Genomic DNA, 14,260 nt, shown 5'->3' with positions numbered 1-14,260 from the left:
ACCATCAGTAAAACGTAGTTACTATATTTTATGACAGAAAGACAAGCAAATATCCTCCAGGCTATAGTAGAGCAATATGCAGAAGTTGCCGTTCCGGTAGGTTCTGTACTGTTGGCAAAAACTTTTGGTGTATCATCTGCGACTATTCGGGCAGAAATGGCTCGCCTAGAAGATATGGGCTACGTAGAGCACCCGTATACGTCTGCTGGGCGAGTACCTACAGATAAGGGGTATCGGTATTATGTTAATGCGGTAACCGAACAGGCTGCGATTCCGCACGAATCATTAGATGGTTCTACTAAAATCGATCGTAATGCGAGAGCGATTGATGTGCGAGTTCGTAGTGCAGGAAAAGCTGCTCAAACAATTAAAACAGCAGTAGATAGCTTAGTAGATATTACCCATAATTTGTCTATCGCTACCATTGGTGATCAGCTCTATATGAGTGGTATATCCCACTTGTTTAGTCAGCCAGAATTTGCCGATGGAACTGCCGTGCATGAAGTCGCAAAACTTATAGATAATCTTGAACCATGGCTCCAGGAAGCATCGCCCAATGAACCGCTTAGTGTATATATTGGTGCTGAGAATCCCATAGGCAAGGCGAGTGGCTGTAGCCTAATAATTAGCAAGTTTAGAAGCCCATATAGCGATAGGAGCTATATAGGTGTTGTAGGTCCAACCCGGCAAAGCTATAAACAAGTAATGGGCCTCGTTCGCCATGCTGGCCAATTATTAGAAAAAGTATTGTAAGGAAAGTATGTAGTATATGCAACCAAAGAAACCACGTAGAAAAAGCGCAAAACAACAAATAGAAGAACTCACTGAAGATTTGCAGCGATTACAAGCAGAGTTTATTAATTTCAAGCGGCGTTCTGAAGAAGATCGTACAAAAGCCGTAAGCTTTGGTAAGGAGCAAGCCTTTGAGAAATTACTACCTATACTTGATAATCTCGAACGCGCTCTTGCTCAGCCGCCGGCTGACATTGCTGAACACCCTTGGGTAAAAGGCGTATGGGCTGCTAACAAGCAGCTAGAAGCCGAGCTAAGTGCTGCAGGTCTACAAAAATATGGAGCGGTAGGAGAGCCATTTAACCCAGAAATTCACGATGCCGTTAGTATGATCGATGGTGATGGCGAGAAGGAAGTTATTGCTGCAGTAGCCCAAACAGGCTATATGTTGGACGGTGCAATTATTCGCCATGCTGTTGTGCAGGTAACCAAGCAATAGCCATGAGTGAGTCCGTGCATCAATATACTGATGTATTAGCAGTGCACACCCCACAGTATGAACAAAGCCTAGAATCGCTCATTGCAGCTTTTGCATGGGCGCTTGGCAAACTAGACATGCCTCCAACTACATCCTGGGATACTTTGAGTGATTCTGAACAAGACCATATTCAGCAAACACTTGTTAAAGATATTTATAAATACGCAACTTATGAATTAGGTCTTCCTAAACAATGGGTCGATGACTGTTTTGATGATGTATTAAATATGGAAGATGTATAAAACACAACAATTAGCACTCTTGACACATGAGTGCTAAACTCTGTATGATAAACAAGAGTAATCAATCACATTTACTGCTAATTTAGAAAGGAACCTATAATAATGGGAAAAATCATTGGAATAGACTTAGGAACGACAAATAGTGCTATGGCTGTTATGGAAGGTGGTAAACCAGAAATAATCGCCAATGCAGAGGGAAATCGAACCACACCGAGTGTTGTCGCCATAAATAAAGGCGGCGAAAGGCTTGTAGGCCAAACCGCTCGTAGGCAAGCTGTTACAAACCCATCTAATACGGTATATGAAATGAAACGACTGATTGGCCGTAGATGGACAGATAAAGAAGTACAACGAGACATAAAATTGATGGGCTACGAGATGGTAAAAGGCTCTGACGGTAGTGTTAAGGTAAAAATGGGTAAAAAAGAATTTAGCCCAGAAGAATTATCTGCTATGGTCTTAGGCAAATTAAAGGCAGATGCCGAGAGCTTTCTTGGGCAACCTGTATCAGAAGCAGTCATTACTGTGCCAGCTTATTTTGACGACGCTCAGCGTCAGGCGACAAAAGATGCTGGTAAAATTGCTGGTCTAGAAGTAAAGCGTATAATTAACGAACCAACTGCAGCTGCCCTAGCATATGGTCTAGAAAAAAAATCTACTGATGAAAAAATAGCCGTTTACGATTTAGGTGGCGGTACATTTGACGTATCTATCCTTGAGTTAGGTGACGGTGTATTTGAAGTAAAAAGCACTAACGGTGACACCCACCTTGGAGGCGCAGATTTTGACCGAGCCATCGTGAATTATTTACTTGATGAGTTTAAAAAAGAAAGCGGCGTAGACGTTACAGACGACAAGGCAGCTATGCAAAGATTACGTGATGAAGCAGAAAAAGCTAAAATTGAACTTTCTAGCTCTAACGAAGTTGATATTAATCTTCCATTCTTAACAGCTACTGCTGATGGTCCAGTACACTTTGAAACCAAATTGACACGTGCCAAGCTAGAAAGTTTGGTGGCGGATCTAGTGAGTCGCACTGCTGGTCCATGTGAAAAGGCACTAAAAGACGCTGGCTTAAAAGCTTCAGATATTAATGCAGTTGTACTGGTTGGAGGTATGACACGCATGCCTGCGGTTCAAGCGAAAGTGAAAGATATTTTTGGCAAAGAGCCCATGAAAGGTGTTAACCCAGACGAAGTAGTAGCCATAGGTGCAGCAATACAAGGTGGAGTGCTTGCAGGTGATGTAAAAGATGTACTACTCCTAGACGTTACCCCGCTTTCTCTAGGCATAGAGACTCTTGGTGGTGTAACCACAAAACTTATTCCACGCAACACGACTGTCCCTACGAGCAAAAGTGAAACATTTAGCACAGCATCTGATGGTCAACCACAAGTTGAAATTCATGTATTACAAGGCGAACGTGAAATGTCTGCCGACAATAAAAGCCTTGGTAAGTTTGTGCTTGACGGTATTGCCCCGGCACCTCGTGGTGTACCACAAATTGAGGTTACGTTTAATATAGACGCCAACGGTATATTGCATGTTACAGCTAAAGATAAGGGAACAGGCAAAGAACAAAGTATCACGATTCAAAACAGCGGTAATCTTAGTAAAGAAGATGTAGAAAAAGCCGCCAAAGAAGCAGAAGCTAACGCAGAAGCTGACAAGAAAAAACGTGAAGCAATTGATGCCAAGAATAGTCTTGAAAACGGTATTTACCAAGCAGAAAAGCTCAAAAAAGATAATGATGAAAAGTTATCTGACGATGATAAAAAAGAACTAGATGCTATTATCGAAGCAGCAAAAAAATCACTTGAAAGCGAAGATAAAGATACACTTGAAGCAGCATCAAAAGAGCTCACAGAAAAGCTGATGCCAATTGGTGCAAAACTATATGAAGCAGCTGCTCCAGAAGATGAAAATAAGGCAGATGGCCCGGCTGAAGGCGAAGTAGTTGACGAAAAAGATTCCGACAAGAAAGAGAAATAGTGAGCCACGTACAATCTACCGTACAACGCAATAAGCGTATAGAACTATATGCGCTTATTGCTGCGCTTGTGCAACCACTTTTAACTATTCCTCAAATTGCACATATTTATAGTAATCAGAGTGCTCAAGATGTATCACTAGCAACGTGGCTGGGGTATTTATTTTTCGGTATTGTATTTTTAGTGTATGGTTTTGTCTTTAAGTTGCGGCCCATATTTTATGGACAACTAATTTGGGTAACCATGCAAACAATAACAGTGATAGGGATACTAATTTATGACTAAACGTGATTATTATGAAGTGTTGGGTGTCACAAAAGATGCTTCGGCCGACGAAATTAAAAAAGCATTTCGGCGTATGGCTGTACAACATCACCCCGATAAAGAAGGTGGCGACGAAACCAAGTTCAAAGAACTTAACGAAGCCTATGAAGTATTAAAAGACACCGAAAAACGCAAACGATATGACCAGTTTGGACATGCGGGTGTTGGAGGCGCTAGTGGCCAAGGATTTGGCGGTGGTGCCTACGACTTTAGCGGCGGCGGTTTTAATTTTAATGGCCAGAATATCAATTTTGACTTTGGTGACTTAGGCGATATGTTTGGTAGCTTTTTTGGTGGTCAGCAGCGTACGCGCACCCGTCGTGGGCGTGATATCGAGGTAGCTATCGAGCTCACTTTTGAAGAAGCGGTGTTTGGCGTAGAGAAATCAATCAAGCTCAACATAGAAAGCGATTGTGAGCACTGCAAAGGTAAAGGAGCAGAGCCTGGGTATGAACTCAAAACCTGTAAAACTTGCAATGGCAGTGGGCAAGTGGTCACTGTTACACGTACGATTCTAGGTAATATTCAACAACCACAAACGTGCCCCGATTGTCATGGTACAGGTAAAGTACCAGAAAAGGCCTGTAGTGTATGCGGTGGGAGAGGAGTCAAGCGCAAAGAACAAAAAATAGATCTTAAAATTCCGGCCGGAATAGATGATGGTGCGACTATCCGCTTGCGCGAATACGGCGAAGCAATACAAGATGGCCAAAAAGGAGATTTATTTGTGCACATACGCGTAAAGCCGCACAAAAAGTTTACACGTGAAGGTGACTTGATACTAAGCCACGAAACCGTAGACATGGTAACAGCAGCATTAGGCGGTGTGTTGAAAGTAGAAACCGTTGATGGTGAGGTGACTATGAAGATACCTGCTGGTACGCAAAATGGTGATGATTTTAAATTGTCTGGCCATGGTGTACCGCATCTTAAGAAAGATACTAGAGGCCCCCATATAGTTACACTAGATGTAAAAACACCTACTAAGTTATCTAAAAAGCAAAAAGAATTACTACAAGAATTCCAGTCTGCTAGCGGTAAACGTAGCATATTTAACTAGTAATTTGCTATAATATCTATGCATACGGCTCATCAGCCGAAACAAACATGTTATGAAATTCTTTATTGTAGATAACGGCAGCTTGTATTTAAAACACATTGTTAATCGTGTGTCTGCTAATCACGACTATATTGTACAAACATATTCCCCGTTTGAACCACTCGATGCACAAGATGCTGATTTTATAATATTGTCTGGTGGTATGCAAAATGAGGTAGCCGACAATCTAGATAACGGCGATCCTTGGTACCGGCATGAATTTGATCTCATACAGCGTACCGACAAGCCTATCTTAGGGATATGCCTGGGCCTCCAAATGATTGCAGTGGCCCTTGGTGGTTCACTAAGTAGGTTACCATCTATGGTAGACACCAATAAGCACGTAGTACTTACTAATGAAGGTGAAGCATATTTTAGTCAGCAAGAACTGTATGTACACGAACGACACCAATGGGTTGTGGACTCTGCAGATACCGTTGGCATGAACATTCTTGCACACAGTAACGACGGCATAGAGATACTGCATTATCCTGAGCGTAATATTATCGGCACTCAATTTCACCCAGAGATAGATGCTTCACCCAATTCACCCAAATTATTTTGGGATATTCTACAGGTAATTGAACAACCAGCAGAGGTAGCACGTGCGTGACGCCAAACAGCAAGGCTTTGTAACAATGATTGTGCTATTGTTGGTCGTGCTCGTTATAGTGATAACCATAGCATTTATGCGTGTTTTAAAAGCAAATAGTTAACAGAAAAATAATATAGCAATAAAAGCAAAAACCTGCTAGAATATTAATATGCCTAAAAAGTTAATACGGCTAGGATGCAAAGAATCTCGCAACCATAAAGTTAGTGCAGGGCTGCCTTTTTAATTACTTGAAACACTATGTGGCAATGTCTCAAATCGTGACACGCAAAAACTAAATAACGATTCTTACATACCTTGTGTTCATATTTTGAAGGTGCACTAACTGAAATAAAACTAACTCAATCGACAGATTATTATCAAGATGAGGTTAAGAGTATTCTAATGGTAAACAGAGAAACTCAATTATTTACCACTAGGGTTACGAATATTCAGATTGAATAAAGAAACAAAACCTATAAGCCAGCTAGTACTAGATAAAGGAAATAAATATAATCTTTTGCGTAAATATCTGTAACAGTTAGCTACTAATTGGGGTATAAAAAAGTTTATAATAACAAAATGATAAGCCAAGAAATTGCTGATAATTGGCATATGTGCACCTATAACTGAAGCGTATGTCTGCAAAAGTTGATACCGTGACACCTCATCTAGGAAAGAGTTTGGGTAGATGAGGGCAGATAACTATATACTATTTAAAAAAAGTCGCCCTATTATCGCAAAAAAGTACATAAGACTACAAACTATAGCATAAAAGTTGTTAGAAGCTCGAACGGAAAAAGCCAGATAAGATATGCTGTAAGTGATTGGCATGGTAATAGAAGGTAAAAGTTAAATCTAACTTTACAAAAACCGCATCCGATTTTCCAGTATTGATTGGCGCAATTACCTTACGTAACAAGTTTATTGTTGATACTTCTTATAAGCTCGAAGCATATAAGGCGCAAATTAAATCTAGCAAGGACAATCTAGACAGACTTGGCGAAAAATATTCACATGAGTCAAGCCTTGACCCAGTTAAATTTTATAAAGAAAGGTATCTTAAACAGTAGGAATAATTATGAAAATAGCAATTTTATCAAAAGGATCTTTAAATTATTCTACTAAACGTTTACGTGAAGTTGCTGAAGAGCGTGAGCATGAGGTTAAGGTTATTAATTATGCCAAATGCTACGTAACTGTTGAAAAAAGTAATCCGGTGGTGCATTATCGCGGTAAACCGCTGCCAAAATTTGATGCAATCATTCCGAGAATAGCCCAGAGCTATACAAAATATGGTACAGCTGTTGTAAGACAGTTTGAAATGCAAGGCATTTATACTACTGCTAGTTCTATGGCCATAAACCGCACCCGTGATAAACTAAGGGCCTATCAGCTTTTGGCTCGAAAAGATGTAGGTATTCCTCGTACTGTATTTGCCCGCGAAACTGCCGATTTGGAGGGTGTTATAGAAAAAAACCGCGGCACGCCACTAATTACGTGGTACACATGGTAATGGGGTCGTGCTCGCCGAAACTAACAAAGCTGCAAAAGCTGTCATGCAAGCTTTTTATGTAGAAGGTGTTAACTTTTTGGTACAAGAATTTATTAAAGAATCAGCCGGCACTGACATACGTGCTTTTGTAGTCGGTAGCCGAGTGGTTGCCAGTATAAAACGCCAAAGTTTAGATGATGATTTTAGAAGTAACACACACCAGGGTGGCGTTGGCAAAGCCATAAAACTAACCGACGAAGAAGCTAAGACTGCTGTAAAGGCCGCTAAAGCTATGAATTTGCGTATCTGCGGTGTTGATATGATGCGCAGTGATAGAGGACCGCTTGTTTTAGAAGTAAATTCTTCAGCAAGTTTAAAATTGAAATTAATTACAGGTAGGGATATCGCCACAAAAGTTATAGAATACATAGAGAGAAATGCAAAACAAGTTAAAAAAGATAAAGTCGGGGCCTAAACAAAAAAGTTTTGTTTATAGCGCACTTGTAGTTACTGTACTGCTGGCTTTTATAGGTTTAGCATCATACCTTTTTATACATAGACTAAATACTGTGACCTATGTGAACGCTACTATTGGTAGTGAGCAATTTAGTCTAGAACTCGCTGATACTGACGCGGCACGCGAAAAAGGTTTATCAGAGCGCGATAGTATAGGGAAAAATAACGGTATGCTGTTTGTTTTTGATACTGCAGGTGATTGGCGTATGTGGATGGTGCAAATGCGCTTTCCTATAGATATTGTTTGGCTCAATTCCGATAAAGAAATAGTGTATATCAAACATAGCGCGACACCCGCCGAATACCCCGAAATATACAAAGCACCCCAGCCAAGTGCCTACGTTATAGAAGTAAACGCAGGTACACTCAATCGGCTCGGTGTGCAAGAAGGCGACAGCATAAGCTTTTAGGGGTACACTATTTAGTATGGATCCAGCACTAATTATTATCGTTATAGCAACAGCAGTGTTTGGGATTGCCCCCATCGTGCTAAGATCTTCAGCCGTACTCATATTTTTGATGTTGGCTGCGGGGGAGTTGTTATCACGCCTGACTGCACAAGATGCAACTCAATTTGTACAGTCTTTACCGTCGTTTAGCAGTTTGCCAACGTATAGTATTGTGCAAATAATATTGTTGACGATAGCCCCGCTTATAATATTATTTTCGTACAAAAATAGTAGTAAACCTTCGCAACTATTTTTTCATCTGTTGCCAGCTGTAGCTAGCGTACTGGTTTGTGTAATGCTCGTCACGGCAAAGCTTCCGTATGAAGTAAAAGATGCAGTAGAACAATCTAATATATACGGTACAATTGAACCATTCTTTAGCGTAGCAGTAGCTGGTGGATTACTTTCCAGTGCTTTTTACTTAATATCTACAAAGCCAAAACACTCTAAACATAAAAAACATCTGGGTTAATTAACAGATTGACAAAAAAGACAATTTAAGAGAAAATAAAGCGTGCTTCTTTAGCATAGTAGTACCGTATTATCTTACCAAGCGCTTGTTAGATTAATGCGGGACCATAGCTCAGCTGGTTAGAGCACCTGCCTTTTAAGCAGGGTGTCGTGGGTTCGAGCCCCACTGGTCCCTCCAGTTATATTACCCCAGCTTAGCTGGGTTTTTAATTTGATTATTCATCGCGTATGCACGAACAAAAAACGTCAGCATAATGTTATGACGAATAACTCTTGGCAATTATTGCCAGAGAGTAAAGCTTTACTATATTACTGAAACCGTAGAATATTGCATTACACATTCTTTCTAGTACTGTGAACCTGCTACTATTAATTCATGAAGCCTAACGCAAAATTCTTTAACAAGAAACAAATGGTATTCCAAGAGTTGTCTATTGGAATACTAATTTATATGGCAGTACTTGGCTTTTATAACGACTATACTACCGTAGTAGATGCTAAAAGTTTTTCGACTATAATGTTAGCTTCCATCGTTCTAGAAATCATGACATTTGCAACCTTTTTGTTAAAAAATAAAATAGTAAAAAGATTAAAACGACATTCACAATTATTTTATAAGATACTTCGGTTTTTTACGGTTTGGTTCATAATGTTTGTGTCTAAGTTCGTTTTTGTATGGGCAATAAATTGGTTATTCGGTGAATATATATCAATTAACGGCTTCTTTGGCATATTGCTAGTAGTTTTAAGCGTGACAATAATGCACAGATTAGGGTACCTTATTTTTCATTACCTAGGCAGATAAAAGCCATTTAATTTTGTGTTGAAGTAATAATAAAAATACATTAACAAACTAACATGTTTGATATACTCATACATATTATAAAAACCGTGCATAGTAATTGGCACTCGTCTATAAGCAAAATTACTCAAACATCATGAACCTGCGCCGAACAACATATATTGCTATAGCTTGTGCTACAACACTTATTGGCTTGTTTCTAGCTAAATACATAACACCAATACCGGGAGATTGGTTTTTTGTATCGGTGGTTTTGCTTCCGTTGTATTTTTCTTCAAAAACAAGAGTTATTTTTGTAGGTACTACATTTTTAATCCTCGGTCTTTGGCGTGGTGGCGTATTACAGGCAGACTACCAGCAGTTTGCTACGCACTATGGTGAAAAAGTTACTATCACTGGCTATGCTATTGAAGATGCCACCTATAGTTACAACGGCCAATTAGAAACTACGCTTCAACTGACAACCGTTAATGGGCAACCAGCAAGTGGTAAAGTGACACTTCGTGGATATACTGAACCAGCCTTGTATCGTAATGATAATATCGAGGCAACCGGTAAATTACAATCTACACTTGGGGGTAAGCAAGGGAGAATGTCATATGCAGATCTTAACGTTGTTTCTAGAAGTAATTCTATTATAGAGAAGGTTCGTAAAAATTTTATCGTTGGTATGCAGAACGCACTACCTGAACCAGCCGCCAGCTTGGGCACAGGTATTCTTGTCGGCCAGCGTAGTTTATTGCCCGATGATGTCAGTAGCGCGTTACAAATAGCTGGTCTTACGCATATTGTTGCTGTGTCTGGCTATAATTTAACAATTATTATTAATGCGGTAAAAAGGCTTTCAAGACGTTTGTCGCGGTTTCAGACGGTAGGCATATCAGCAGCATTAATATATGTATTTTTGCTTATTACGGGTTTTTCACCGTCTATTGTTCGGGCGAGTCTTGTGGCGGGATTAGGCATGGCGGCTTGGTACTATGGTAGGGAATTTAGACCAATAGTACTTATTTTATTTGCAGCAGCTGTAACAGGCTTTGTTAACCCGTATTATGTGTGGGGTGATATCGGCTGGTATTTATCGTTTTTAGCATTTTTTGGTGTATTAGTAGTGGCACCGCTCTTAGTCAAGTTGTTTGCAAAAGGTAAGACCGAACTGCCACTATTGCCGACGGTAGCCATAGAAAGCTTTTCTGCACAAGTAATGACATTGCCGCTAAGCATGTTTGTATTCGCCAAAATTTCTAGCATTGGCTTTATTGCTAATATATTAATTGTGCCGCTTGTGCCGTTTGCTATGCTTGCTAGCTTTGTTGCCGGTTTGAGCGGTATGTTTATGTCTCTATATGCTGGTTGGGTAGCTTTACCTGCAAGAGTGCTGCTTAATACCATGATTCATACTTCTGAATGGTTAGCGAAGTTGCCACATGCATTGAGCTATGTGCAGGTATCGGCTGCTTCAATGGTAGGTATGTATTGTATATATGCAGTAGTCCTAGTGGGTCTAAAAAAGAGAACTCAATCTGTTATAATAAAAGAAAGTAGTAATTAAAAGGACTATTGTCATGTCAGGACATTCTAAGTGGGCTACCATCAAGCGCCAAAAAGGTGCAAACGACGCCAAGAGAGGTGCATTATTTACCCGTATCGGAAACCAAATTGCTGTAGCTGCAAGGGCTGGTACTGATCCTTTAACGAATACTAGCCTAGCAATGGTGATAGAAAAAGCCAAGGCGGCTAACATGCCCATGAGTAACATAGAACGAGCAATCGCGCGAGTTGCTGATAAGAATGCTGCCCAATTGACTGAAGTAATGTACGAAGGCTATGGTCCGGGTGGAGTAGGCATTTTGGTAGAGTGTGCAACAGATAACCTTAATCGTACCTATCCAGAAGTGCGCCACGCTTTTGCAAAACATGGTGGTAATATTGCTGAATCTGGAGCAGTCGCATTTCAATTTACCAGAAAAGGCATTATTCGTATGCAAGCTACTGGAGATGATGCTATGCTAGCAGCGCTAGATGCTGGTGCAGAAGATGTCAATGAAGCTGGTACTGAAATGTTGGTTTATACAGAACCAAAACAGCTTGCTAAAGTTCGTGATACCTTAAAAGCAAAAAATTTTTCTATAGCAGAAGCAGAGCTAACGTATGTACCTAATAATACAATCATCATAGATAATGCAGAAACGGCTGCAAAAATCGAACGATTACTAGACGCACTAGATGAATTACAAGATGTCATTAGTACACATGTTAACTTTGATGTACCCGATGAAGTAGCAGATAAAACATGAAGATGCTTGGCATTGATCCTGGTACAGGCATTGTTGGTTTTGGTGTCATTGAAACAGATCGTCGCAAACATAAAATGCTCGATGCCGGTGTAATTAGAACACCCGCACATCAGGCCGATGAGTTACGTCTACACACAATATACACATCCTTACAAGAAATAATACAAGAGCACAACCCAGATGTCATGGTTGTTGAGCGCTTATTTTTTGCACGTAATGTTACTACTGCTATGAGTGTGAGCCAAGCAAGGGGAGTGATTTTACTTGCGGCTACAGAAAAAGGCATACCAATAGCCGAATACACACCTTTGCAAATAAAGCAGGCACTAACAGGCTATGGTAGGGCAGAAAAACAGCAAATACAAGAAATGGTAAAAGTACTCCTTGGTCTACAACAAATTCCAAAGCCTGACGACTGTGCTGATGCTTTAGCTGCAGCACTTACCCACGCCACAGCGCCTCTGTTATAATAAAGTATATGATTGCACTACTAGAAGGTACGATAGTTGAACATATTGATGACCAGGTGATTATTACCTGTGGTGGTGTAGGCTATGGTGCTTTGGTAACATCAGAAGATTATGGGAGGTTACCTGTTGGCAAGTCAGCACGTTTGTATATTTATGAACACATTCGCGAGCAGAGTCATGATTTATTTGGTTTTATTGATATATCATCAAAAGAATTATTTGAAATACTACTTAGTGTGAACGGGGTGGGTCCTAAAATGGCGTTAGCTATCATGAGTGTTGCGCCAAGTACAGAAGTTAGAAAAGCCATTGCAGAAGGTAATATGGCGTTATTAAAAGCTGCCAACGGTGTTGGTAAACGGGTAGCTGAACGTATAATCGTAGATTTAAAAGAAAAAGTAGGCTATGTCAGTAGTGATGAAGGTGCATATAACGGCTTAAATACTTTAGTAAGTGACGAAGCGGTTGATGCATTAATTTCGCTTGGGTATACAACCCTAGACGCACAGCGTGCACTCGTGGGCATAGACACTAGTTTAACAACAGAAGAGCGTATTAAACTCGCATTACAACAAGGATCGCATCGATGATTGAGAGAATAGTTAATACTACCCAAGATGACAATATAGTAGAAGAGCAACTTGAACTAACATTACGCCCCAAAGACTTTGCTAGTTACATTGGTCAAGAACGTTTAAAGCAAAATTTGCAATTAGCAATTACAGCAGCCAAAAAACGTAATGAGCCAATTGATCATGTACTACTGTTTGGCCCACCCGGGCTAGGTAAAACAACAATGGCAAGTGTCATTGCTAACGAAATGGGTGCGCAAATCCGTATTACTAGTGGTCCGGCTATTGAGCGGGCTGGTGATTTGGCAAGTCTACTTACTAATTTACAAGACGGTGATATATTGTTCATTGACGAAATACATCGGCTCAATAGAACAGTAGAAGAAGTGCTCTACAGCGCCATGGAAGATTTTAAGCTAGATATCATGCTCGGAAAGGGGCCATCAGCCCGTAGCCTCCGGCTTGATTTACCTAAGTTTAGTATCATTGGCGCAACTACAAGAACAGGCGCATTGGCTGCACCACTAAGGGATCGGTTTGGCCACGTACATAGGCTTGATTTTTATACACCAGAGGAAATTGCGCGTATTATTCAACGATCTTCGAGTATTTTAGACACACAAGTAACAAAAGACGCTGCTGCTCACATAGCACGCAGATCACGCTTAACGCCACGTATTGCTAACAGATTGCTCAAGCGAGTACGAGATTACGCTGATGTGAATGGTGATGGTATTGTAGATTTGCAGAATGCAGAACAAGGCTTACTATTATTAGAAATAGATGAACTCGGGCTTGATCAGTCAGATAGAATGTTGCTCGCAACTATTATAGACAATCATCAAGGGGGCCCTGTTGGCGTAGACACATTGGCAGCTTTACTTGCAGATGAGCGCACGACTATAGAAGACTTTTACGAACCCTACTTACTGCAGATAGGTATGCTAGAACGAACGCCTCGCGGCAGAAAAGTTACACAAAAAGCTTATAAACATCTTAATAAAGTGCCACCAAAATCAGAAAATAGCCAAACTTCGTTCGTATAGACTATAATACAACCATGCTATTTAGAAATAGCTATAAAGAATCGGCTTACTATAAAACCATCGAAGTCACCGACAGAGATGCTCGTTTATTGTGTGCGGTAAAACAACATCCATTTGGTTTGATGGTCATCTACGCAGCATCGTTTATTGCATTTGTATTTGCTCTAAGCTTAATAAGCATAGTCCTTCCTAAGACTATGGCTAGTACTAACAGCATATACTCTGCTTGGACTGTACTTGCGTTTATATGTGGTTTTGTACTAGTCGTCGTACTCATCGCTATAACATATGTGTACAACCAGTCTGGCCTTACTGTGACAAACAAGAACGTTATACAAATACTTCAAAAAAGTATATACGAACGTAAAGTTTCACATATCTCTCTTGCCAATATAGAAGATGTGACGAGCGAACAGCGCGGAGTATTTTCTACCATGTTTAATTTTGGCACACTCAAAATTGAGACAGCCGGAGAACAAGCTAATTTTATTTTTCCTTTATGCCCCCATCCTAATAGGGTTGCGAGAATTATACTTGATGCAAAAGACGATTTTATACAAGCCACTGGCCAAGCAGGTTCCTATAGAAATAATATCAACATAAATACGTAGTGGTATTTTAGGT

Annotated in this window: 15 protein-coding genes, 1 tRNA gene and 1 pseudogene; all 17 read left to right on the top strand. The window is 40.3% G+C overall.

Features of this window, described 5'->3' with window-relative positions; all coding sequences use genetic code 11:
• Window positions 1-30 precede the first annotated feature (30 nt).
• The 17 genes and pseudogenes from H6795_03870 (at window position 31) to H6795_03790 (ending at window position 14,247) form a co-directional block, all read left to right on the top strand.
• Window positions 31-753, top strand: a complete 723-nt coding sequence (locus H6795_03870; protein ID MCB9817632.1) for a transcriptional regulator — start codon at window positions 31-33, stop codon at window positions 751-753.
• A 16-nt stretch (window positions 754-769) separates the two neighbouring features.
• Window positions 770-1,231 carry a nucleotide exchange factor GrpE gene (locus tag H6795_03865; protein ID MCB9817631.1) on the top strand — a complete coding sequence of 154 codons (462 nt, stop codon included), beginning with the start codon at window positions 770-772 and terminating at the stop codon, window positions 1,229-1,231.
• A gap of 2 nt (window positions 1,232-1,233) precedes the next feature.
• Window positions 1,234-1,512, top strand: coding sequence for a hypothetical protein (locus tag H6795_03860; GenBank protein ID MCB9817630.1), 279 nt, complete (start codon window positions 1,234-1,236; stop codon window positions 1,510-1,512).
• A 102-nt stretch (window positions 1,513-1,614) separates the two neighbouring features.
• Window positions 1,615-3,504: a molecular chaperone DnaK gene (dnaK, locus tag H6795_03855; GenBank protein MCB9817629.1), complete on the top strand. Its 1,890-nt coding sequence runs from the start codon at window positions 1,615-1,617 to the stop codon at window positions 3,502-3,504.
• Window positions 3,504-3,788, top strand: a complete 285-nt coding sequence (locus tag H6795_03850; GenBank protein MCB9817628.1) for a hypothetical protein — start codon at window positions 3,504-3,506, stop codon at window positions 3,786-3,788. The genes dnaK and H6795_03850 overlap by 1 nt, the downstream gene beginning before the upstream one ends.
• Window positions 3,781-4,887: a molecular chaperone DnaJ gene (gene dnaJ, locus H6795_03845; protein ID MCB9817627.1), complete on the top strand. Its 1,107-nt coding sequence runs from the start codon at window positions 3,781-3,783 to the stop codon at window positions 4,885-4,887. Before H6795_03850 ends, dnaJ begins: the two co-directional genes overlap by 8 nt.
• A gap of 52 nt (window positions 4,888-4,939) precedes the next feature.
• Complete coding sequence (locus H6795_03840; protein ID MCB9817626.1) at window positions 4,940-5,539, top strand: gamma-glutamyl-gamma-aminobutyrate hydrolase family protein; 600 nt, start codon at window positions 4,940-4,942, stop codon at window positions 5,537-5,539.
• A gap of 1,060 nt (window positions 5,540-6,599) precedes the next feature.
• A pseudogene (locus tag H6795_03835) lies at window positions 6,600-7,488 on the top strand (RimK family alpha-L-glutamate ligase).
• Window positions 7,451-7,939 (top strand): DUF192 domain-containing protein, encoded by a 489-nt coding sequence (locus tag H6795_03830; GenBank protein MCB9817625.1) that lies wholly within the window; start codon window positions 7,451-7,453, stop codon window positions 7,937-7,939. The pseudogene H6795_03835 and the gene H6795_03830 overlap by 38 nt, the downstream one beginning before the upstream one ends.
• 16 nt (window positions 7,940-7,955) lie before the next feature.
• Window positions 7,956-8,450, top strand: coding sequence for a hypothetical protein (locus H6795_03825; GenBank protein ID MCB9817624.1), 495 nt, complete (start codon window positions 7,956-7,958; stop codon window positions 8,448-8,450).
• A 100-nt stretch (window positions 8,451-8,550) separates the two neighbouring features.
• Window positions 8,551-8,627, top strand: a tRNA-Lys gene (locus H6795_03820).
• Window positions 8,628-9,351: 724 nt separating this feature from the next.
• Window positions 9,352-10,803, top strand: a complete 1,452-nt coding sequence (locus tag H6795_03815; GenBank protein MCB9817623.1) for a ComEC/Rec2 family competence protein — start codon at window positions 9,352-9,354, stop codon at window positions 10,801-10,803.
• A 13-nt stretch (window positions 10,804-10,816) separates the two neighbouring features.
• Window positions 10,817-11,548, top strand: coding sequence for a YebC/PmpR family DNA-binding transcriptional regulator (locus H6795_03810; protein MCB9817622.1), 732 nt, complete (start codon window positions 10,817-10,819; stop codon window positions 11,546-11,548).
• Window positions 11,545-12,018 (top strand): crossover junction endodeoxyribonuclease RuvC, encoded by a 474-nt coding sequence (gene ruvC, locus H6795_03805; GenBank protein ID MCB9817621.1) that lies wholly within the window; start codon window positions 11,545-11,547, stop codon window positions 12,016-12,018. The genes H6795_03810 and ruvC overlap by 4 nt, the downstream gene beginning before the upstream one ends.
• 8 nt (window positions 12,019-12,026) lie before the next feature.
• Window positions 12,027-12,608: a Holliday junction branch migration protein RuvA gene (gene ruvA / locus H6795_03800; protein ID MCB9817620.1), complete on the top strand. Its 582-nt coding sequence runs from the start codon at window positions 12,027-12,029 to the stop codon at window positions 12,606-12,608.
• A complete protein-coding gene (gene ruvB / locus H6795_03795) occupies window positions 12,605-13,636 on the top strand; it encodes a Holliday junction branch migration DNA helicase RuvB (GenBank protein MCB9817619.1) in 1,032 nt (343 codons plus the stop codon). Before ruvA ends, ruvB begins: the two co-directional genes overlap by 4 nt.
• A 14-nt stretch (window positions 13,637-13,650) precedes the next feature.
• Window positions 13,651-14,247, top strand: coding sequence for a PH domain-containing protein (locus H6795_03790; protein ID MCB9817618.1), 597 nt, complete (start codon window positions 13,651-13,653; stop codon window positions 14,245-14,247).
• Window positions 14,248-14,260: the final 13 nt, after the last annotated feature.

The organism is Candidatus Nomurabacteria bacterium (assembly GCA_020631975.1).
GTDB lineage: Bacteria > Patescibacteriota > Saccharimonadia > Saccharimonadales > CAIOMD01 > JACKGO01.
Note: the sequence above shows the minus strand (reverse complement) of the source record. Positions and strands in the feature narration are given on the sequence as shown.